We start from the raw sequence: 21135 nt of genomic DNA, 5'->3' as shown, positions 1-21135 counted from the left end.
CAAATTTTATAGACATTTAAAAGACTTGTCTTTTATATAAGGCATTGATTATGATGACTATAGCGACATCAAGGGGGCAGTTCATGAACTACGATTGGAAAATTGCTTTTGTGTCCGACACTTACATGATAAACGGAGAGAGGGAGGGCGCGGTGCCCGGCCAGCAAGATGTTCATACGGAGCAGCATATTTCTTATGCGGATGACAACGAGGATCAAGCAACGATTACGGTTCAGACACGGCTGCATCATGACAAGGCGAAGGCTTGCGACTGCGCCGTGACGGTGTACTTGGTAGATATGGAGCGGGGCATCGTTGTCAGCCAAATGTCCTCCCGCACGACGCTGCTTGAACCGACGCAGGAGATTTGTTTTGAGCAGCGCGTGCTGGCGCTGTCTCCACGGCATGAACATCCGAATTGCCCGGCGAGCTATTCCTTGTATACGTTTATTTATGTGGATGATGCAATTGTACACGAACTGACGGCGTCTGTCGGCATCGGCCGGCCTTGCGTCGTCAACTTCCTGTCCGAAACTTCATGTCTGCTCCCGCGAGTATGAAATAGTGGAGGGTAACCCATGACAGCATCTACGTTACGAATTGGCATTATCGGTCTTGATTCATCCCATGCCCCGGCATTTACAGGACTTCTTCACGATGAGCAGCATCCCTATCATGTGCCGGGCGGAAGAGTGACCCATGCGTATCCCGGCGGTTCGGACGATTTTGAAATGAGTTATTCCCGTATTGAGGGGTTTACGCAAAAAGTACGCGATGAGTACGGCGTGGCGATTGTTTCGTCGCCGGAAGAGGTTGCCGAGAACTGCGATGCGATCCTGCTGACAGCAGTTGACGGCCGTGCGCATTTGGATCTGTTCCGGCGTGTTGCCCCTTATGGCAAGCCGGTTTTCATCGATAAACCGATGACGGTCTCGTCGGCGGACGCAGCAGCCATTCTTGAAATTTCAGAGCGCTATCGCGTACCGTTCATGAGCTGTTCTTCGCTGCGCTATGCCGAGGAGTTAACGCTTGCGCTGCAGGACGCGACACATGGCGATGTGATCGGTATGGATTGCTACGGTCCAATGGCGCTGCAGACGACGCAGCCGGGGCTTTTCTGGTATGGCGTGCATACGGTGGAGATGCTGTACCGAACGCTTGGCAGAGGTTGTGAGAAGGTAGCGGCTCAAGTGACGGAAGATCATGATATGGTGACAGGCATTTGGAAAAATGGCACGATCGGCACGATTCGCGGCAACCGCCGCGGCAATAACCAGTTCGGCGCTTTGCTGCACCGGGAGAAGAACACCCAATTCGTGGATGTCTACAACCATCCCAAGCCTTACTACGCTTCATTGCTGGAAGTGATCATGCCTATGTTCCGTACCGGTGAGCATGGGATTGATCCAGCGGAAACGTTGGAAATTATCCGCTTCATGGAAGCTGCGAACATCAGCAGGGAAACCGGCGAGCCGGTGTATCTATAAATGAGCGGGGAAGCGAGAAACATGTCTTCATCAGAAGCGATGCCTTATAAAGTTGCCGTTCTGGGCGCTGGCGCAATTGCCAAAAGCCACTTTGATGCGATCGCGCTGTCAGCCAGCTATACGGCTTGCGCGGTCGCCGATATTCATCTGCAGCGAGCGGAGGAAGTTGCATCAGCGTACGGTATTCGAGCGTATCAGGATTACCGGGAGCTGATCGTAACGGAGCGCCCCGATGTGGTGGCGATTGCGCTGCCGCACTTTTTGCATAAGGATGCGGCGATTTTTGCCGCGGAGCACGGCTGTCATCTCATGCTGGAAAAGCCGATGGCCCTGAATGTGGCCGAATGCGACGCCATTATCGAAGCGGTGCGGAAAGCCGGTGTCCGCATGCTGGTCGGGCACACGCAGCATTATATTGCGGAGAATATCCAAGCGAAGCGGATTCTGGCTTCCGGCGAGCTCGGAGAGCTCGTCATGATTCATGATGCGCGGCATTTGAATTATTTTCAGGATTCGCGTCCGCAGTGGTTCCTTGAGAAAGATAAGTCCGGCGGGGGGATTCTGGCGAATCTCGGCACGCATTCCATCGATAAAATCCAATGGTTGACGGACAGCGCCGTCCGCAAAGTCAGCGCATCGAACACGTATTTCGGTCATCGCGGCGATGTGGAGGGCAGCGGCATGATTTACTTGGAGCTGGCATCCGGTATTCCGGCGACGATCGTGCAGTCCGGCTACCTTGGCGCGAACCGCAATGAGACGGAAATCATCTGCACCGGGGGCATGCTGAAACTGCTGACAGGCAGCAGTTTGTGGATCTCGCGCGGCGGGCCTTACGAGCAAGTGGCGCCTGAGCCGATTCCGTCGTCGTTCGAGCTGCAGTACGCTGACTTGCTGGAGGCGATTCAGGCGCAGCATGACCCGAGCTGCACGCCGGAGTACGCACGCGGCGTGATCGTGGCGCTGGAAGCCGTATACCGCGCGGCGGAGACGGGCGTGGAGCAATTTTTGTAAGTTGAGGGACACATCGGCCGAGGGGCTGGTGTGTTTTTTGCTTTCGGGGCGGGAATAAGCAGAGTCAACCACTTTTATTTCTTGTATATCAGCCGCATCCCTGTTGATAAGCGGGGTTAACCACTTCTATTTGCTCATACAAGCCTCGAAAATCGGGGCTCTCGGTAGGATAAGAGCGGTTTGCCACGCTTATTTTCGGAAGAAGCGGCGATGCTTTCAAAATAAGCGTGGTTCACCGCTTCTATCTGATGGTTAGTACGACAAAGAGGAGCCGCGTTCGGTTGAACGCGGCTCCTCTTTTCGTTACTTCGATCCGATCGCTTTGCGGACGATCGGGGCGACTTTCGTGCCGAGCAGCTCGATGGCGCGCAGCACTTCTTGATGCGGCATCGTGCCGACGTTCACGTGCAGGAAAAACCGAGTGATCCCCAGATTCTTATGCAGCAGGATGATTTTCTCTGCGACGTACTCGGGATCACCGACGTACAAGGCGCCGCGCAGGCTGCGCGCGGCATCGTAGGTGGCGCGGGTGTAGGCCTGGCCCCACCCGCGTTCGCGGCCGATTTTGGTCATTTGCGCCGCTGTCGGCGCAAAGAACGACTCCGCGGCCGCTTCCGTCGTATCCGCCACGAAGCCATGCGAATGCGTGGCGATTTGCAGTTTGCTCACGTCGTGGCCGGATTTCGCCGCAGCTTCTTTATAGAGCGCGACGAGGGGCGCGAAGCCCTCGGGCATGCCGCCGATGATGGCGAAGGCGATCGGCAGTCCCAGGACGCCGGCGCGAATCGCCGACTCGGGGTTGCCGCCGCTCGCGATCCAGACCGGCAGCGGCTCTTGAACGGAGCGCGGATACACGCCGAGGTTCGGAATCGGCGAGGTGTGATTGCCGCCGGGCCAGTTTACTTTTTCCGAAGCGCGAATGGCGAGAAGCTGGCTGAGTTTTTCCTCGAACAGCTCATCGTAATCTTCCAGACTATAGCCAAAAAGCGGAAAGGACTCGATAAACGAGCCGCGTCCGGCCATAATTTCAGAACGACCATTGGAAATCGCGTCGAGTGTCGAGAACTGCTGGTAAACCCGGATTGGATCGTCCGAGGAGAGAACGGTCACGGCACTCGTCAAGCGAATGTGCTTGGTCATGGCTGCCGCGGCAGCGAGCACGATCGCTGGCGCCGTTCCAGCGTAATCGATGCGGTGATGCTCGCCAATGCCGTACACGTCCAGACCGGCTTGATCGGCCACGACGATTTCTTCGACCGCTTGACGAAGGCGTTCAGCGTGGGAAATCGCGATGCCTGTGACCGAGTCCGGCGTTGCTTCCAAAAACGTACTGATCCCAATTTCTATCGATGATGCGGATGTATGCATGTATCGTAACCTCCTTACTTTTCGTACATATTGTCTCACGAAGTGCTTGGCGTTTCAAGTTCATTCGATTATGATGGAGGACAGAGTTAGGTCGAGACGAGTGAAACGGAGGTTGAATTGGATGGATTTGGAAGAAATTTACCGCAAGCATCATGCGTTGTTCTTCTCCGTGGCGTATCGGCTATTAGGGACGGTAGCGGATACGGAGGATATTTTGCAAGATGTTTTTGTTTCGCTGCAGGGGTTGCCGCTGGAGGGCATTTCCAACCTCAAAGCTTATATTGTTAAAATGATTACAAACCGGTGCCTGAACGAGCTCAAATCGGCACGGAAGCGAAGGGAGAGCTACGTTGGCCCTTGGCTGCCTGAACCGATACTTCAAGGCAGTGATTCCGGGCCTGAGGCCAGATTTTTGCAGGAAGAATCGATTTCCTACGCTTTTCTAGTGCTGCTGCAATCGTTATCGCCGACAGAGCGCGCTGCCTTTGTTTTGAAAGAAGTGCTGGGTTACGACTATGCGGAAGTGGCCGACATGCTGCTGAAGAATGAAGTGAACTGCCGTAAAATCGTTAGCCGAGCCAAGGCGAAAATTGAGGAAGCTCGCAAACGTGAATGGCGGGAACAGGGCGATGCAAGTCCCTTGGTCCATTCGTTCCTGAGCGCCGTGCAGACTGGCGATTTTCAAAACTTCGTCTCGTTGCTCACCGAGGATGCGGTTCTCGTCTCCGATGGCGGAGGGAAGCGCCGCGCTGCGGTGCGACCCATTCTGGGCAAGTCGCGCATCCGCGGCTTTTTCGAGGGGATTTTTGCGAAAGGCTCGCTGGATGGGGAGATTCGGCCGGTATGGTTTAACGGACAGGCGGGAATACTGCTGCTGAAAGCCGACGGCACGCCGGATATGTTGATGGGTTTTGACCTAGGCGAAGGCGAGACGGCTGCGCGGCACATGTACATTTTAAGCAACCCCGATAAATTAAAACATCTCGTATTTCCGACGTAATGTCACAAAACCTCTAGCTCAATTGTCTTATGTGTGTAAAAAGAAAAATGAACCTGGAGGGATTCACAATGGAAGTTCGTATCAATCATGGGATAGTCAATCCAGAAGCATATCAAACGATGCAAAAGCTGGAAAGTTTTATTAAAGCAAGCGGCCTCGATCGCACCCTATACGAGTTGATTAAAATTCGCGCTTCGCAAATCAACGGCTGCGCATTCTGTCTCGATATGCATACGCGGGATTTGAAAGGGCTGGGCGAAACGGATCAACGCATTAACTTGATCTCGGTCTGGCACGAATCGCCGATCTACTCGGATCGGGAAAAGGTGGCACTGGAGCTGACCGAATACGTAACGCGGATTGCCGATAAGGGCGTGCCGAACGATGTATACGCTCGTGTGCGGGAGCAATTTACGGAGAATGAATATGTGACGCTGATCATGGCGATTAATACGATCAACAGTTGGAACCGCATCGCGATCTCGACGGGGATGTTTCCGGGGTGTATGTGACGAATTGAGAAAAGGGAAAAGACCTGGCGGTGGCCAGGTCTTTCTATTTAGTTCGTAAAATGTCCGAACCTTGGATAAATGATGTCGTTAATTACAGGTGTCCACTGGAAAAAATGGAAGAGGCTAACACCCCCGAGCATGCCTGGTTTTCTCATGACTGCACCTCCGGTCGGCATGAACGTGTTTTCAGTTGTTGCTAAATAATCTCCAAGCACGTCGATAATTTTGCCCGATGAATCTTTAATTACGTAAGCATTGATGCTGAAGTTGTTTGGATTATAGAAGAAAGGGTCTGGATCAATCATGGCGAAACCCGGCGCTTCTGTGAAGTCTTGGAAACTATAGAAGATTGCGTTGACAATAATAAAAGGATAATTATCTGGCTGTGGGAAAAAATCAAACTCTTTTGTTTGAACTACTTGGTGCGTATCTTTCTGATAGCGATAAGTCCAAAGTGAGTAATTTGAGCTGTAATTGGACAAGTTCGCAGTATGAGCCACCTGGATAGCAATTTGCCCGTTTCCGGCATCCACATAATCCGTAAAGAACAATCCCGGATTAAACATAACCGTCTTAAATCCCCAATCCGTTGACGAGGAAATCGCGGCGCTGACAATACCCTCCTGATTTTGGAATGCTCCTCCTTCTACTGTAACATAGTAGTCCGTATTATCGGACAAAGCCGCGTGCTTAATCGTAACCGTACTGCCGTTTGTCGAAACTTTCGAAGCATTTCCTGCGTCTATGGTATCGATCAATGCGTTGTTCGATTGTTTATATACTTTAATGTTTTTGCCAGCAACTCCGGTTACTGCAGTGTCAAAAGTAAGTGTCAGATCTCCGTTCGGATCGGCTTCATAGGAATTTGCCACGGGAGCAAGCGCAGATGGATGCAATTCTGGTTCCAAGGTAGCTGTAATCGTCATATCACCGGTTGAAACGCTTTTGCCGGACGTTAGTTCGCTTCCATTCAGAGTAAGTTTGAAATTTGTTACATCTTCATCGAAGTCAGTGCCATCAAAAAATAATAAAACATGCAAATTGTCTTGCGACCAGTAGGATTCAACTATAGACAGTCCCATTGGCGCATTTGAAAGTACATATGAGCTTACATCCGGTGCATTTTGCAAATCTTTCAGCGTATCGCCCGATAAGTTGATTTTAAACTCGATGCCGTATTCCGCATTCAATTGTTGCTCCGTAAATGGAACGGCACTCTCCAACGTGAAAATACGATTATCCGGCGACCAGAAGCTCCAAGTTGTATCATCGGTCCATCCTGTAAAAGGGTTCCCTGTTAGATCCGTAATAGCGCCGCTATCCATGGTTAGGTAATAGTGCGTAAAGTAATTTAATTCTGAGTGGGGGATCGTAAGTATACGATCCGAGACTACGATATCCTGACTTTCAATGTCAAAGTCTACAGGCGGCAAGTCTGGATGCATTTTATCGTATAAATGGACTTTACCTGTGCCCTTTTTAATCTTCTCATTAAACGTAATCGAAAAATCCGCCGTACGGCTAACTTCCTCCGCTTGATTCAACGGCAATAGACTTGCAACAGCAGGCGGCATCGTATCCGGCGTGGTAAAACTCCAACCTGTCAATCCTGAGATGCCGGCATATGGATTGTCGGACAAGTCGGAAAAGGCGCCGCTGTCGATTTCGAGGTAATAGCCGGATTCATCCGCAAGTCCAGGATTGGCTATTACTACTTCAGCTCCGCTGATGGATACTTTGGACGAATCGGTTACCAAGTATGTCGCAACAGCGGTGTTATCGCTTTCTTTGCGAATGGTAATAGATTTTCCGCTGACAGCTTTCACATCCTCACTGAAGGTGAGTGACAATGGCGTTTGTCGGTCAACACCCGTCGCCAGTTTCTCCGGCGTGAACGAAACGGCTGTTGGTGCCGTTAAATCCGGCGTTGAGAGCGTCCAAGCCGAAGTTTCTGGGATGCCGGTGTAGTCATTGCCGGCATCGTCGGTGAAGGCGCCGGACTCGATGATGACTTCGTAGTCTTGTTTCTCTGCCAAGCCAAGATCGGAAAGGGTCACGATGTTGCCCGTGATCTGGACGTGATCTTTATCGTCAGAGGCAAACGAAATCACGGTGCTGTGATCACCAGCATTCTGAACTGTGATGTACTTTTGGCTGCCAGGTATGATGTTTTCGCTAAACGTTAAGGTCAGATCCGCATCGACAACGGATGTTTTGCCGCCAATCACCGGGTTTGATGCGGTCAAGGAAGGGGCAATCGTGTCAACGGTGGCAAAAGCCCAATTATCTGCGCCGCCAAAGGCGAGAGCGTCATTGCCAGCCGTATCTTTGAACGCGCCGGCAGGCACTTCAACGTAATAGGCTGCATCCGTATTCAGTCCCGCGGCAGTGATAACGACTTCAGCGCCATTAATCGTGACTTGCGCTAGATCATCGACATCGAAGGTGGCGACTTGGGCATGAGTAACGGCATTTTTGATCACAATTTGCTTGCCGGCAACGGGCTGCACATTTTCGTTAAACGTGATTTTGAGATCGTCGGAAGTCATAATCCCTTTGTCGCCGTTGCTCGGTGTCAAACTGCTGGCAACCGGCGGCGTAATGTCCGGTACATAGAACGTCCATTCCGAATCGGTGTCGAAGCCAGCGTAGGCGTTGTCCGACAAGTCGGTAAATGCGCCGTTGTCCACGGTAATGTAGTAATGTTCAGTTTCCGTGAGATCGCTGTGATGAATCGTTACGGTTGAACCGCTAATCGTGACGTACTGCGTGTCGTCGGCGGCTATAACGGCAGTTGGATTATGATCGGCTTTATAGATCCTAATGTTTTTGCCGGCTACTGCTTTAACATTTTCGTTAAAGGATATCTGGAAGTCATCACCTTTTTTAACATCAACTTTCTCATTCGCTGGAAGCAACGAATTACGCTCTGGCTGTGTGGTGTCCGGCGTTGTGAAGGTCCATTTCGTAGAACCACTGATGCCTGCGTACGGGTTATCGGCAAGATCAAGAATGGCGTCTGGCGAGACTTCCAAGTAGTACTCCGTCACGTCGGCGAGTCCTGGATTGGCAATCGTAACCGTCAGGTTGTTGAACGTAACCTTGCCGGTATCGGTGACATCAATGGTCTCTACGATGCTGGAATCGGATTTTTTGTGCAAAGTGATGGTACCTGTGCCGACTTTAATATTTTCGTTAAATGTCATGACAAAATCACTATCCATCTGCGATTTGCCAATCGTATTCAGCGGCTGCAGCGAACCGTTAAGCTCAGGTGGCGTTGTGTCCGGCACAGAGACAGGCGTTCTTACAGAATATGACTGTCCGACTAATGTTCCCGTTGAAGCGGAAGGTGTAACTTCGGCCCACAGATAACTGCCAACATCGTCACCAACGATGGTATAAGAGCTTGACGTTGCACCTGGAATCGCGGTTCTATCACTGCCGTCGCTTTTCGTTCCGCGATACCATTGATAGGTGAGGGAGGCTTGAGCGTCACCTTCTACGTCCTGATATTGCGCAACCGCACTGAGTGTTTGCTGGATGCGGAGGTCGCCATTGATAGCCGTCTGAGAAAGGATTGGAGCATCATTGACCTCCTTCAGGCTGACAATGTAGGTGCTGGCGACTGCGCCGCTTTTGCCGACATAATTGCTTAACAGTGCGGTAGAATCCTCTTTGGTCAATACGCCGTCGCGATTAATATCCAACCGGTTGATGATCTCCGGATCGGTGACAGGCGGCTTCGTGTTGACGACTTTGGTGATATACAGAGCATCGGCTGAAGTGACGTTACCGTCGCCGTTCGTATCGCCGATGCGCGTCAAATCCACTTGAATCGTATCGACAGCCGTTTCTCGGCCAGCTTTGGCTGCTCGCAGCTCGATCTGTGTGGTTCCAGCACTGATCGCCGTAATGCGCAACAGGTTGCCGTCGATCATCGCAGTTGCAATCCCTTCATTTTTCGAAGAAGCGGTCAGTGTCATGTCGGTTTCGTTCGCCCATTGCGTATGGGAAGAAATATTCACGGACAGGGTATCACCGCTTACATTGCTGTCAGGGATACTAGCCCAACTTATATCTTTTACCGCGACTGTCTTGGCGATAGTCGCTGAGCTTGCAGCATGAGCTGGAATGGCACCGATAAAGGGACTGAGCGCCAACACGGAAGAAAGCGTCAGCACCACATGCTTGGCGTGTGGGCGAGGAAGTACGCGTTCCCATAAGTTTCGTTTCATATCCATTGAATCCTCCTGGTCGTCGATGTCTAGGAATTAATGAGCTGAGCTTTCAATAGCATTCGGCGAATCATAGCTGCCGTCTGTGCGCGTGTTAAGTTGGCTTGCGGTGCAAGCTCATTGTGATCGGCTCCCTGCGCAATGCCTTGTTTTACGGAGGATGCGACGGCTTGACGGGCCCAAGGCTGAATGTCGGCTTCATCGGCAAAGGCAGCCAGAAGCGCATTCGCGGCTTGTGCGTCCTGAATCAGACTGAGATGTACGAGCGGCATCGCCCGTTCGAGCATTGTCATCGCTTCTGCGCGAGTGATAAGGCCGTCCGGTTGGAATGTACCGTCATTGTAGCCGCTGATCAGTTTATAGGAGACAGCGGTCCCGATACTTTGTCCAAACCAGTCGGAGGCCGATACGTCGCTAAATTGCACGAGTGGTTGATCGGTTTGCGGTGTATGTAGACCTAGAGCACGCAGAAGAATGGACGTAAATTCGGCACGCGTAATTGATCGGTCAGGACTGAATGTATCCGCAGAGGTGCCCTGCACGATTAATCGGGAGGCGAGATCGTTGACATCGATTTTGCTCCAATGTGTGGCAACGTCCGCGAACGTTTTCGGATTCCAAATCACAGCATATGTACTGTTGGTCAAGCTTTTAATATCGGCATAATAGCGGTTATCTTGTTTGCGTACATTCGTTGGTACATGGGACAGCCCGCCATCGCCGTTCAAGACGGTGCCGGTCGTGATTTTCGCAGGATCAATGCCGTCTGGCAGCGCAATAGTACGTTCCACATAATCATTGAATTGATGAACGGAAACAGTCTTGTCTCCATGGGTGGCTTCGACTTCAAAATCGACCGGAGAAATAAGGGTATCAATGTTCGTCGATTTGGCAGCGTTCGCTAACTGCTCTTTATGGTCTGCTGAACTTTCTGAAATGGCGACCCGGATTTTAATATCTTCCAGCGCAACGTCTTTTCCCATATCCTGCGAAATGTTGTCGATGCGAATTTGGGCGGCAGGAAGGGTGTACGTCGCGCGATCGGTTTGAATTTGCACGGAAGCCTCTTTACCTTCCATCGCTTTAACAAGTTTGCCGTTCAGTTCGCCGACGACGACATCGGATTTGGTGTTGACAACAGGAAGCAGTAGGTTCTTCACTTTATTGTTTTCAAATTGCTGGATGACTTTATTATTATCGACAGTTACAGTCGTTCTGACTTGATTGTTAACGGTTTCAGACTTCGCTGTTGCGGATTTCTCCTGCAGTTTGCCGTCTACGTACACAGGAATATCGGTTGTCAGTGCAATCGGGCCGGAAGCGGAAGGCGGGTCGCTAATCGAAAAAGTACCGCTTTTCACCTCAAGCGCAAAATGATTCGGTTCACTGCCTTGGAAATGGCCGTCCGTGAAGGTGATGTTCTCTGGACTGGTAGCATCAATGCTAAACTGCTTGGATCCGACAAGCTGCTTAGTAGTCCCCTTAATTTCGAATAAAACTTGATCGGACGTAATTGGATGCTCCGGTTCGCTGCCCGTCGTAGCATCAATCCAGATTGCGCGAATCCACCCCTCATCATTGTTAAACTGGGAGGTAAAGCAGCCGTCCTCTGTGTTGCCGCAACTGCTCAGCTCGGCGTTTCCATACTTGGGTACAATGCTGGTAATCGTAAAAGCGGATGGATCGAAATCAATTTGCATGTTGTAGGATGCGATTTTACCAGTGGGCTTTACAGAGACGGGGATCGTGAACGAGGTGTTCGTGTCCAGACTGGAGCTGCCGATGGTAACTTGAACGGCGGAGGGCTGGATGGCGGCTGCCGAGGCCCATGCGGGGAAAGCTTGCAAGCTTCCGGCAGCTAAGATAAGCGCCATAGTGCTTTGGAGACGTGTTGATTGGAATACTTTTCGCATTGCGTGACCTCCGAGAATTTCATGTTGTCGAAAATTAAAACGATACACAGTAGCAATAGGAGAAGGATCTGCCCATTGAAAGTTTCGCATAAGATCGTCCGATCTCCTTTAAAAATCGACCTATCCAATTGTTGGAAAATGTCGAATATAGATCTTTAGAACTATAATATTCGCAAGTTTAAGTGGACGTAAAGAACTAAAATTCTTGAAAATATTGACAAGCAAAAAAGACCTCCGGAAAAATTTCCGGAAGTCTTTGCGATGCAATGGAACCGCTGTATTACAACGGCTTTTTCCCTTCATTCTCTAGCAAATGATCGTGTTCGCCGTCTTCGATAATCGTCCGAGTGGAGTTGCGGAACTCGCGGAGCGTCTCGCCAAAAGCGCGGCCGAGCTGCGGCAGTTTCGCCGGTCCGAAGACGATCAAAGCGATGGCGAGGATCAAGATAAGACCCGATACGCCGATATTGTTGAACATGGGAGCATCCTCCTTTCTTATTAAGTCGTCGGGTTCGCCTCACGATGCTGCATAGCCCGCCACTGCCAGCCTGCGGCCAGCACGCTGATCTCGAACAAGAGAATGAGCGGCATGGTGACGGAGAGGTGCGACATCATATCGGGAGGCGAGATGCACGAGCCTGTGATCGTTAAGGCAAGGTAGGCGTATTTGCGCGACGTCTTGAGGAGCTGCGGAGTGAGCAGACCGATTTTGGTCAGAAACAGCAGCACCACCGGCAGTTCGAAGGCGATTGCCATCGGAAATACGATTTGAAACAGAAAAGCAAAATAGTTGTCGATCCCGTACGTTTCCGCTGCGCCAACCGTCTGATTCATCCGCATCATAAAGCGGACCATCATCGGGAAGACGACCCAGTAGCTGAACGCCACGCCGCTTAGAAACAATGCAAATGCCACGGGAATGTAAGGAAGCGCGCTGCTGGCTTCCCGTTCCGTCAAGCCGGGCTTGACGAACGCCCAAGCCTGATAGAGAAACACCGGCACGGTAAACAACAGGGCAAAGAGCAGCGCACACTTCATATAAATCATGAGCCCGTCGGTGAAACCGAACACATTCCAATGGATTTCACCGATGAGCGGCTGCGATTTGAGATAGCGCAGGATGTCTGTCGACAGGTACAAGCCGGCCCCGAGCGCGGCCACGAACCAGACGGCGATCACGATCAGCCGCTTGCGAACTTCGGTCAGATGAACGATCCAGTCTTCCTGTCCCATGTCCGTCTCCTTTCCTTCGGGCGCTGATAGCCAATTAAACAAGCATGCCGCCGGATTTCAAATACTTAGCGATGCCTTCGGCCGCCCGGTAAGCGAGCGCGCCAACGGTCCCGGTCGGGTTGTAGCCGCTGTTATGGGCAAACGCCGAAGCGCCCACGACAAATACATTTTCCGCGTCCCACATTTGCAGGTAGTTGTTGACGGCTGAGGTAGACGGATCGCCGCCCATGACGACGCCGCCGGTATTGTGGGTGGACTGGTACGGTACAATGTTGTAGGGCCCGAGCTGATCGGAGGAACCGATCGTCGTCGCTTTCATTTCCTTCATGATCTCCGCGGCTTTGCCTGCCATGAACTTGACCAGTTGGCGATCCTGCTCCTCAAAATCGAACGTAATTCGCGGGAGCGGCAGTCCATATGCATCCTTGTAGGTCGGATCGAGATCAACGTAGTGGTGGCGCCACGGCAGGGAGCTGCCCTGCGGAGCGACGGAAATGACGCTGTTCGCATATTTCAGCGACTGCGCTTTGAAATCTTTGCCCCAGCCCGGTGTTCCCTTCGGTACAGAATTGTTTTGGATCGGCCGCTGGCCGGTCTGAGAAATCCGAATGCCGGCGCCGTGCAAGAAGTTCAAGCTGCTGTGGTCAAAGTTGTCGCCGTTGAAATCGGGAATTTCCATGCCGAGCGATCCTGCGCCTGCGTACGTATTGAATTCCTTATCGTCAAAGAAGCCGGAAGCGGTGCCGCCGTTCGTTTGATAACAGTAGTTTTTACCGATAACGCCTTTGCCGGAAGCGGGATCGTACGGCTTGCCGAGCTTGGAGGTGAGCAAAAGTTTAATGTTGTTAAAAACATAACTCGCCATGATGACCACGTCGGCGGGCTGCTCGAACTGCTCGCCGGTCACTGTGTTGACATAGACGACACCGCTGGACTTCTTGCCGTCATGCAGAATCTGAATGACATTCGAGTAGGAGCGAAGCTCGAAATTGCCGGATTTCTGCGCAATCGGCAGCACAGTGACGACGGCGTCGGCTTTGGCGCCATACTCGCAGCCGAAGCGCTCGCAGTAGCCGCAGTACTGGCAACCCGCACGGGTAATCCCGTCCGGATTCGTGTACTGCTCCGAGAGGTTGGCGGACGGCATCATATAAGGGTGATAGCCGAGCTTTTTGGTTGCATCCTCAAACAGCTTGAGGATCGGCGTCTTGACCATCGGCTTCGTCGGAAACGGAGCTGATCGCTTGCCGACGAGTGGATTTTGCTCCGCGTCGCCGGAGATGCCGGCCATTTTTTCGAATTTATCGAAATAAGGCTCAAGCTGGTCATAGGTGATGCCCCAGTCCTGCAGCATCATGCCTTCGGGGATTTTTTGCTTGCCGTAGCGCTCGACGGTTTTGCTGTAAATTTCAAAATCATACGGGAGAAACCGGTACGTCTGTCCGTTCCAGTGAATGCTCGCACCGCCTAGGCCTTCGCCCAGGAGGAAGGAGCCGTATTCCCGCATCGGCACGGCAGCGATTTTGTCGGTATTGCGGAATGTTACAGTTTCTTTGGACAGGTCCTGCATCAAATCATAGCGGGAGGCATAGCGCAGCTCGTCGTGCACCATGTAGTAGTCCTGCGTGCCCCGCGGTTTGCCGCGCTCGAGGCCTACAACTTTGACGCCCTGCTTCGTCAATTCGGCAGCGATGATGCCGCCGACCCAACCTACGCCCACGATGACGACGGGCACTTTCGGCATTTTGGTAGCCATAAATCGTATCCTTTCTTGGTGGGGGTTAATGAATAAAATGATCGTGCAAGCTGCGCGGCTCCATGGATACGAACGCATCCTTGTCCATCATGTTGGCGTAGCTCATTTGGTTGCCGGGGTATTTGCGCATTTTCCAGCCGGCCATGTTTTTGTTGCCGCCATACAGTGGATCGGAATACACACCTTCCATGACCAGTACGCGGAACAGGTTGAAGAATGTTTTGCCCGTGATGCCGTTCACGACGTTGATTTCGCCCTTCTCCATGGACGTGAGAATCGTATCCTGCTCCTCCGGTGCCAGTTCCGTGAAAGATTTGCTGTGCTTTGTTTTGCTCGTTTCTTCCAGGGTGTTCAGCCCCATAGTGATCAGCTCATGCCGTTCGATGCTCTGGTAGTCTCCTTGCGTCGCTTCGCCTTTGACGAAAGGTCCCATGCGGTATGTACGCGCATTGACGCCCCACGGACTGGCGAGCTGATGATCGATGTAGAAGGCGACCCCAAGATCGGTTGCGCCCGGATACTTATCGTCTTTTGGGAAAATGCGCTCGGCGGCCGCTTCCGTAATCTGCAGCTGCAGTTGATTGAAGAACATCGGGGCCTGGTTAAAATCGGAAGGTGCCTGCGCCTGCGGTGCGGCAGATGCGGATGGGGAGGGAGAGGGCTCCCCTGCCGATTTTTTGAAGCCGCCGGAAACGGCGCTGCCGATAACACCTCCTACGACGGCTCCGCCGATAGCGGTTCCCGTGTATTTAAGAAAGCTGCGGCGAGATTGGTCTGGTGCCTGTTCATTTGGTCGTTCTGCCAATGGTATGACCTCCTTGGAAGATTGTGCATATGCAGGTGAATACGGGTAGCTTTTGCAAGGGAGATTTTTCTTATACAGTCTTGCGCATAAATGTTAGGCGAGGGGGCATCTTAGGGATGGAAGAAGCGTTACCATTTCCCATGAGAAGCGATAAGATTAGGAGAAGCCTCATCATGAAGAAAACATCCTTGATCGTCCTTGCATTATTGGTGGGCGGTTCGCTGTCGGCATGCGGCAAAAGCGAAACGACGCCTAGCGCCACACCGGCGGCAACGGCAAGTCCCAGCGCGGCAACAAGCCCGAGTGCAACAACAAGCGGCGGCGCCGGCGGGGTAGGCGGCGGCACGACGACGGCCTCCGGCGATGCGCAAACGGTGTTTAAAGCAAATTGCGTGGCCTGCCATGGCGCAAATCTGGAGGGCGGAGTCGGCCCCAACCTGCAGAAAATCGGCGGCAAATTGTCCAAAGATCAAATTACCGCCACAGTGACAAACGGAAAAGGTGCCATGCCAAGCTTTAAAGGGAAACTCTCTGACGGCGACATCAGCTCGCTTGCCACTTGGCTCGCAGACAAAAAATGAAAAAACAAAAATCCTGCTTGTCAATCACTTGACAGGCGGGATTTTTGCATTAATCCGGATCTATGTGGGAGGTCAAATATTTGAACTCGGCTGCAAGCCCGGTCTGCAAGTCCGTTTCCGGAGCATAGCCGAGCAGCAGCTGCGCCTTGCGAATATCGGCCCATGTATGATTCGGCTCGCCGACTGGCTTGCCCATCAGCTGCACATCGATTTTGCGGCCGAGCAGCCTTTCGATGATCGCGATGCATTCCAGCACGGATGCCCGTTCTTTGCCGCCGATATTGATCGTTTCACCGATAATCTGCTCGGCGTGGACGGTTGCGGCGATAGCGGCAACGCAATCGCCGACATACGTAAAGTCGCGGGTCTGCGTGCCGTCTCCGTTCAGCGGAATCGGCTTGCCCGCTAACGCGTGGGCAATGAACTTGTGAAACGCCATATCCGGCCGCTGCCTCGGTCCATATACGGTGAAAAAGCGAAGAATGACGAGCGGCAGCTTCGTCGTATGGGCGTAAACCTTGCAGAGATATTCGCCGGTCAGCTTGCTCACGCCATAGGGAGAGAGCGGCGCGGTCGCCGCAGCTTCCGACACTTGGCCGAGCTGCTCACCGTAAACCGACGAGGTCGAGGCGTATACAAACTTGTGAATCGGGAAGTTTCTGCATCCTTCCAGCAGCCGCTGCGTTGCGGCGATATTGTTATCGATATACTGCTTGAAATCTGCGCCCCAACTGGACCTGACCCCCGGCATCCCCGCCAGATGATAAATGATATCCACACCCGGCAAGATGCGCTCCCAATCGGCTGTCAACAAATTCTCTTGTAAAAAAGTAAACCTTGGGTGAACGAGCAGTTCCTTGATATTGTTCTCTCTCATAGAGACTGGAGTTGAGCTGGGGATGAGCCCGTCCAGTCCGATGACATGCGCAGCCGGATCTTCGAGGAGCTTCTCGCAGAGATGGGAACCAATAAACCCGGCGGCGCCGGTGACGACTATTTTCATCCAAAAAACCTCCTAATTACGCGCTGCACTACCTATGCCAATGCCCGAATAGGTGTACCCGAGCTCGGTTAACCGCTGGCGATCAAGCACGTTCCGTCCGTCAAAAATGTTCAGCTGCTTGAATTCATCCCGCAGCTGCCCCCAATCCGCGTTGCGGTAGACGTCCCATTCCGAGCACAGAATGGCGGCGTCGCAGCCTGCGACGGCGTCTTCCAAATGCTCCAGCTGCCGCACCCCGGCCAATTGCAAGCTCGCCGGAAGCTTGGCGACGGGATCGTGCACACGCACTTGCGCCCTTTGTGCCGTTAAATAGCGAATGACGGCCAAGGAAGGCGCTTCCCGCAAATCGTCCGTATTCGGTTTAAAGGAAAGACCGAGAATCGCGATGCGTTTACCGGCAAATCCGCCGAGTTTTCGCTCCCAGAGCTTCAGAAAATGTTCAGCTTGCGTTTCATTGACTTCATGTACCTGCTCCAGAATGGAGAGCTGGGTATGCTGCTCCTTCGCCATGTGCAGCAGCGCTTTAATATCTTTGGGAAAGCAGGAACCGCCATAGCCGATGCCTGCCTTCAAGAAATGCGGTCCGATGCGGTGATCGTACCCCATACCGATGGAGACATCGCCTACGTTGATGTCCAACTGCTCGCATAGGCGAGCCAGCTCGTTTGCGAACGATATTTTGGTAGCCAGGAAGGAATTGGACGCATATTTGATCATTTCGGCGGTTGTAGGCGTTGTGAGAAAGCAGGGCGCATTTAATTTCTCATAGAGCGATTGAACGTGAAGTCCTGCGGCCTGATTGCGGCTGCCGATAATGACGCGATCCGGATGAAGCGCATCCTGCAAGGCGCTGCCCTCCCGCAAAAATTCGGGATTGGAGACGACGTCGAAGGGAATGGGATGAGGCTGAGCTCCAGCGATCCAGGTTGTGAGGCGTTCGTTCGTATGGATGGGGACGGTGCTCTTGATCACGATGACTTTATAATCGTCCATGCTTTGACCGATTTGCTCGGCGACCGCACGGATGTAGCGCAAGTCCGCGCTTCCGTTCTCATCGGAAGGCGTGCCGACACAAAGGAAGAGAACCGTGTTCTGCCGAATCGCTTCCTTCGCTTCAGAGGTGAAATGGATCCGTCCCGCAGCTAAATGCCGATCCAGCAAATCTTGCAATCCGGGCTCATAGAACGTAAGCTTCCCCTCCGATAAGGTCTGCACTTTGCGCTCATCGGCGTCCAGTCCGGTTACCTCGAAGCCGAGTTCTGCAAATACAAGGGCGGTCGTCACCCCGACATACCCTGTTCCAATAATTAAAATATTCAAGCATACCCCTCCTTCAGATGAAGCAAAAACGACCTCTGTCTGCGCAAAAGACGAGTCCTTCGTGAGCTTGGCTTACCTCCTTGTCTTATCGTAGACACTATTAATTTATGTTGAAAAATTGTAAATGCTAGGGCGATTGCTAAGGGGCGAACAGCGGAGAAGCGGAGACGGCGACATTCCGCACATGGACTCTATCAATCGCCTACGCATTCAGGCCGGAAAAACATACTATACAAAGAAACCAGAATGGTTCGTAAACATCGTAAATGAAGAAGGGATTGGTTGCCTTGGCTCATACGGACAAAGCGAAACAAGTAGAAGAAAGTGAACTGGAAGAAATGGTTCGAATCTCTTCGACGGAAGAGGAAAGTGACGAAGAGGAAGCCCAAGAGGCAGAAGGCGATGACACAAGCAGCGAAAGTGACGACGAGGAAGCCGAAGTGGCAGAAGGCGACGACACAAGCAGCGAAAGTGACGACGAGGAAGCCGAAGTGGCAGAAGGCGATGACACAAGCAGCGAAAGTGACGATGAGGAAGCGGAAGAGGCAGAAGGCGACGACACAAGCAGTGAGAGTGACGATGAGGAAGCCGAAGTGGCAGAAGGCGACGACACAAGTAGTGAGAGTGACGACGAGGAAGCCGAAGTGGCAGAAGGCGACGACACGAGCAGTGAGAGTGACGATGAGGAAGCCGAAGTGGCAGAAGGCGACGACACGAGCAGTGAGAATGAAGATGAGGAAGCCGAAGTGGCAGAAGGCGACGACACAAGTAGTGAGAGTGACGACGAAGTCTAGTCTGGGTCATCCATAACTGCCGGGGGCACCATCCGTGCTGGTAGTTGTACGAGTTACGCATGGATCTGCTTGACGGTTCTCTGACCGTGGTGGACAAGTAAGATGAAAAAGTGTGTATAAGATTTGTAAGAATAGGCGAATGCCTGCCCATGTGCAGCTTTTCGTCCTATTTTTTCGTTTTAGGCCATCAGGATGCGGAGGGGCTGGGAAAGCGTATTCGGAACGGGGATTCAAAGCCTGCAAATCTGCAGGAATTTTCATCGTTCCCTTCTTGATTCGATGAAATGCCTGCGAATAAAGTTAATTTCATAATTCTAAATTCCTTATTCTTTCAAGGATTTTAAGCATGCAAAAAAGGAGCACCTCCCCATTTTCTCGAAGTTTAGGTTACCACACCAACAAACTTTGAAAAAAGAGAAGGAGGACTCCGTATGTATAATATTCAACAAGGCGAGCTGTTTTCCTTCGAGGAATTGTTGGGAATGTCTGTTGAGCAGAAATACGCTGCCATTCTGGAGCATCTTCCCATGGAGCGTATTCTTCGCAGTGTGGCTAAAAAGAGTATTTTGGGGCGCGCGGAAAGCCTCAATACGCGTGCGATGGTGTACTCACTTATCATTGGAAAAATCGAGCGCATTCGCTATACGAAAGATCTCATTGGGCGCTTGCGAACGCAAACTGAATTTAGAAAAATGTGTCGCTTTACGGATTCCGACCGCATCCCCAGTGAAGCAGCCTATTCGCGTTTAGCTAAGAAATTGGAACAAACCGGTGTATTACAAAGTGTCATGGACATCTTGGTGGATAGAGCCATAGCAGTCGGATGGATTTCGGGAAACGTACTGGCTATGGACGGTTCTCACATCGAATGCTTCGACCGTAACCCGCACTTGGACAAAAAGAAAATTGCCGTGCCTGCGACCGATTCTACCTCGAATGATCAAAGCCAGAGCCTCGTAGCTACGGAATCCTTCACAACGGCCAAGCCATCCAAACCAAAGCGCTCGAAGCGAGGCCGCGTTCCTAAGGCAGAAGAAGCCGCATGGCAACAACAGTTGCAAGCCTACAAGGCCTCCTTAAGCTGGTTCGAACGGGATGTTGCTGACATGCTGGACGCTAGTTATGACGAGCTCATTCGCGACATGCCCATAGCGCCTGGTATTGGGGCAAAAGGTGACGTAAGGGGCAAAGGTACTACGAAATATTGGTACGGCTACCGGTATCACGCCATGGTGGATACGTCTAGCCAGTACATTGTGACGGGCGAAATTTGCTCAGCCAATGTAAGCGAGCAGCGATTAGCGATTGTGATGCTGAAACGAATCAAAGAACGATTTTCTGCTCTGAAAATCTCACACGTACTCGCAGATAAGGGATACGATAGTGAACCGGTCTACCAACAAATTCGGCGTCTAGGCTCACTACCGCTCATTCCGCTTATCCACCGGAGTCCACTACCGGAAGGCGTAGATCGGTACTTCCGCCCGCTCTGTGGGCAAGGGCATCCGTATCAGTACGACAGTTATGATGCTAAGCGAAAAACAGTGAAATACACCCGGCCAAAGGAATGCAAGACCTGCTCACTCGCAGGCGAGAAATGCCAACGGGTGTACAAATTTCGTATTGACGAGGATGTTCGTCGCTATTCGGCGCCTGGCCGCGGGAGCAAAAAATTCGCGGAGCTGTTCAAACAACGCGTCGCGGTTGAGCGTGTGTTTGCCTACTTGAAGTTATATTTTAATTTGGATATGACCCGAAAACTAAAGAAACGTGCGTTTGTGGACTACCACTTAAGTTGTCTGACCTACAACTTGTGCAAGTATTCGCTAGATCATCTTAACCGAAGCATTCGAGAATTAAACCATGTAGCTTAGCTCATATTTTTTTGAAAAATCTCCCCTAAAATTGGGGAGATGCGGGCACTCTAAACTCTTAATTTTGAAATTAACTTAATACGCAGGCATTTTGGACGAGAATGCTCGTTTTGAGCGAGCTAGGCGGAAAAAACTGCTTTTTCGCAGGCATTCTGCCGAAAAGGCCATTTTTGCAGGAAATTCCTGCATAATCGCAGGCTTCTCCTGCCACACACGATTGTGCAGCCCCTTCTCCAT

Annotated in this window: 17 protein-coding genes; 8 read left to right on the top strand and 9 right to left on the bottom strand. The window is 51.9% G+C overall.

The annotated features are described in order from the left end of the window. The first annotated feature begins 83 nt into the window (after positions 1-83). Genes ABE504_RS17690 through ABE504_RS17680 form a run of 3 tightly spaced genes read left to right on the top strand, consistent with a single transcriptional unit; the run spans position 84 to position 2501 of the window. On the top strand, positions 84-560 hold the full coding sequence (locus tag ABE504_RS17690) for a hypothetical protein (protein WP_430091106.1): 477 nt from the start codon (positions 84-86) through the stop codon (positions 558-560). 18 nt (positions 561-578) lie between these two features. After that, complete coding sequence (locus ABE504_RS17685) at positions 579-1487, top strand: Gfo/Idh/MocA family protein (RefSeq protein WP_430091104.1); 909 nt, start codon at positions 579-581, stop codon at positions 1485-1487. Positions 1488-1508: 21 nt separating this feature from the next. Beyond that, positions 1509-2501 carry a Gfo/Idh/MocA family protein gene (locus tag ABE504_RS17680; protein WP_430091102.1) on the top strand — a complete coding sequence of 331 codons (993 nt, stop codon included), beginning with the start codon at positions 1509-1511 and terminating at the stop codon, positions 2499-2501. Between the two features lie 303 nt (positions 2502-2804). Here the strand turns inward: ABE504_RS17680 and ABE504_RS17675 are convergent, their stop codons facing one another. Next, positions 2805-3869: an LLM class flavin-dependent oxidoreductase gene (locus ABE504_RS17675; protein ID WP_430091100.1), complete on the bottom strand. Its 1065-nt coding sequence runs from the start codon at positions 3867-3869 to the stop codon at positions 2805-2807. A 121-nt stretch (positions 3870-3990) separates the two neighbouring features. On the opposite strand from ABE504_RS17675, the gene ABE504_RS17670 reads away from it, so the two are divergent. Together ABE504_RS17670 and ABE504_RS17665 are read left to right on the top strand one after the other, a co-directional pair. After that, entirely contained in the window at positions 3991-4869 is an 879-nt protein-coding gene (locus tag ABE504_RS17670) for an RNA polymerase sigma-70 factor (RefSeq protein ID WP_430091098.1), read from the top strand. A gap of 68 nt (positions 4870-4937) precedes the next feature. Further along, on the top strand, positions 4938-5381 hold the full coding sequence (locus ABE504_RS17665) for a carboxymuconolactone decarboxylase family protein (protein ID WP_430091096.1): 444 nt from the start codon (positions 4938-4940) through the stop codon (positions 5379-5381). 47 nt (positions 5382-5428) lie between these two features. Here the strand turns inward: ABE504_RS17665 and ABE504_RS17660 are convergent, their stop codons facing one another. The 6 genes from ABE504_RS17660 to ABE504_RS17635 form a co-directional block, all read right to left on the bottom strand. After that, the gene (locus ABE504_RS17660; RefSeq protein WP_430091094.1) at positions 5429-9619 is read right to left on the bottom strand and encodes an Ig-like domain-containing protein; all 4191 of its coding nucleotides are present in this window, start codon (positions 9617-9619) and stop codon (positions 5429-5431) included. A gap of 29 nt (positions 9620-9648) precedes the next feature. Next, complete coding sequence (locus ABE504_RS17655; protein WP_430091092.1) at positions 9649-11532, bottom strand: S-layer homology domain-containing protein; 1884 nt, start codon at positions 11530-11532, stop codon at positions 9649-9651. A 280-nt stretch (positions 11533-11812) separates the two neighbouring features. Then, on the bottom strand, positions 11813-12010 hold the full coding sequence (tatA, locus tag ABE504_RS17650) for a twin-arginine translocase TatA/TatE family subunit (protein ID WP_126144654.1): 198 nt from the start codon (positions 12008-12010) through the stop codon (positions 11813-11815). 20 nt (positions 12011-12030) lie between these two features. Further along, positions 12031-12765 carry a twin-arginine translocase subunit TatC gene (gene tatC / locus ABE504_RS17645; protein WP_430091090.1) on the bottom strand — a complete coding sequence of 245 codons (735 nt, stop codon included), beginning with the start codon at positions 12763-12765 and terminating at the stop codon, positions 12031-12033. A gap of 34 nt (positions 12766-12799) precedes the next feature. Continuing rightward, the gene (locus ABE504_RS17640; RefSeq protein ID WP_430091088.1) at positions 12800-14521 is read right to left on the bottom strand and encodes a GMC family oxidoreductase; all 1722 of its coding nucleotides are present in this window, start codon (positions 14519-14521) and stop codon (positions 12800-12802) included. A 25-nt stretch (positions 14522-14546) separates the two neighbouring features. Continuing rightward, the gene (locus ABE504_RS17635; RefSeq protein WP_430091086.1) at positions 14547-15326 is read right to left on the bottom strand and encodes a gluconate 2-dehydrogenase subunit 3 family protein; all 780 of its coding nucleotides are present in this window, start codon (positions 15324-15326) and stop codon (positions 14547-14549) included. A gap of 173 nt (positions 15327-15499) precedes the next feature. Here ABE504_RS17635 and ABE504_RS17630 point away from each other — a divergent pair, with 173 nt between their 5' ends. Further along, positions 15500-15907, top strand: a complete 408-nt coding sequence (locus ABE504_RS17630) for a c-type cytochrome (protein WP_430091084.1) — start codon at positions 15500-15502, stop codon at positions 15905-15907. A gap of 49 nt (positions 15908-15956) precedes the next feature. On the opposite strand, the gene ABE504_RS17625 is transcribed toward ABE504_RS17630, so the two are convergent. Then, on the bottom strand, positions 15957-16910 hold the full coding sequence (locus tag ABE504_RS17625) for an NAD-dependent epimerase/dehydratase family protein (protein ID WP_430091082.1): 954 nt from the start codon (positions 16908-16910) through the stop codon (positions 15957-15959). 12 nt (positions 16911-16922) lie between these two features. Then, a complete protein-coding gene (locus ABE504_RS17620; RefSeq protein WP_430091080.1) occupies positions 16923-18230 on the bottom strand; it encodes a UDP-glucose dehydrogenase family protein in 1308 nt (435 codons plus the stop codon). Between the two features lie 287 nt (positions 18231-18517). On the opposite strand from ABE504_RS17620, the gene ABE504_RS17615 reads away from it, so the two are divergent. Then, positions 18518-19024, top strand: coding sequence for a hypothetical protein (locus tag ABE504_RS17615; RefSeq protein ID WP_430091078.1), 507 nt, complete (start codon positions 18518-18520; stop codon positions 19022-19024). A 431-nt stretch (positions 19025-19455) separates the two neighbouring features. Beyond that, a complete protein-coding gene (locus ABE504_RS17610; RefSeq protein WP_430091076.1) occupies positions 19456-20898 on the top strand; it encodes a transposase in 1443 nt (480 codons plus the stop codon). Positions 20899-21135: the final 237 nt, after the last annotated feature.

The sequence above is a fragment of the Paenibacillus oryzisoli genome, assembly GCF_050467285.1.
GTDB classification, from domain to species: Bacteria; Bacillota; Bacilli; order Paenibacillales; family NBRC-103111; genus Paenibacillus_E; species Paenibacillus_E oryzisoli_A.
This window is presented reverse-complemented; position numbering and strand designations above follow the sequence as displayed.

Coding starts and splice junctions, on each gene's coding strand:
- ABE504_RS17655 (WP_430091092.1), bottom strand. CDS start 11,532: ATGCGAAAAGTATTCCAATCAACACGTCTCCAAAGCACTATGGCGCTT.
- ABE504_RS17625 (WP_430091082.1), bottom strand. CDS start 16,910: ATGAAAATAGTCGTCACCGGCGCCGCCGGGTTTATTGGTTCCCATCTC.
- tatA (WP_126144654.1), bottom strand. CDS start 12,010: ATGTTCAACAATATCGGCGTATCGGGTCTTATCTTGATCCTCGCCATC.
- ABE504_RS17670 (WP_430091098.1), top strand. CDS start 3,991: ATGGATTTGGAAGAAATTTACCGCAAGCATCATGCGTTGTTCTTCTCC.
- ABE504_RS17675 (WP_430091100.1), bottom strand. CDS start 3,869: ATGCATACATCCGCATCATCGATAGAAATTGGGATCAGTACGTTTTTG.
- ABE504_RS17630 (WP_430091084.1), top strand. CDS start 15,500: ATGAAGAAAACATCCTTGATCGTCCTTGCATTATTGGTGGGCGGTTCG.
- ABE504_RS17685 (WP_430091104.1), top strand. CDS start 579: ATGACAGCATCTACGTTACGAATTGGCATTATCGGTCTTGATTCATCC.
- ABE504_RS17660 (WP_430091094.1), bottom strand. CDS start 9,619: ATGAAACGAAACTTATGGGAACGCGTACTTCCTCGCCCACACGCCAAG.
- ABE504_RS17680 (WP_430091102.1), top strand. CDS start 1,509: ATGTCTTCATCAGAAGCGATGCCTTATAAAGTTGCCGTTCTGGGCGCT.
- ABE504_RS17665 (WP_430091096.1), top strand. CDS start 4,938: ATGGAAGTTCGTATCAATCATGGGATAGTCAATCCAGAAGCATATCAA.
- ABE504_RS17690 (WP_430091106.1), top strand. CDS start 84: ATGAACTACGATTGGAAAATTGCTTTTGTGTCCGACACTTACATGATA.
- ABE504_RS17640 (WP_430091088.1), bottom strand. CDS start 14,521: ATGGCTACCAAAATGCCGAAAGTGCCCGTCGTCATCGTGGGCGTAGGT.
- ABE504_RS17610 (WP_430091076.1), top strand. CDS start 19,456: ATGTATAATATTCAACAAGGCGAGCTGTTTTCCTTCGAGGAATTGTTG.
- tatC (WP_430091090.1), bottom strand. CDS start 12,765: ATGGGACAGGAAGACTGGATCGTTCATCTGACCGAAGTTCGCAAGCGG.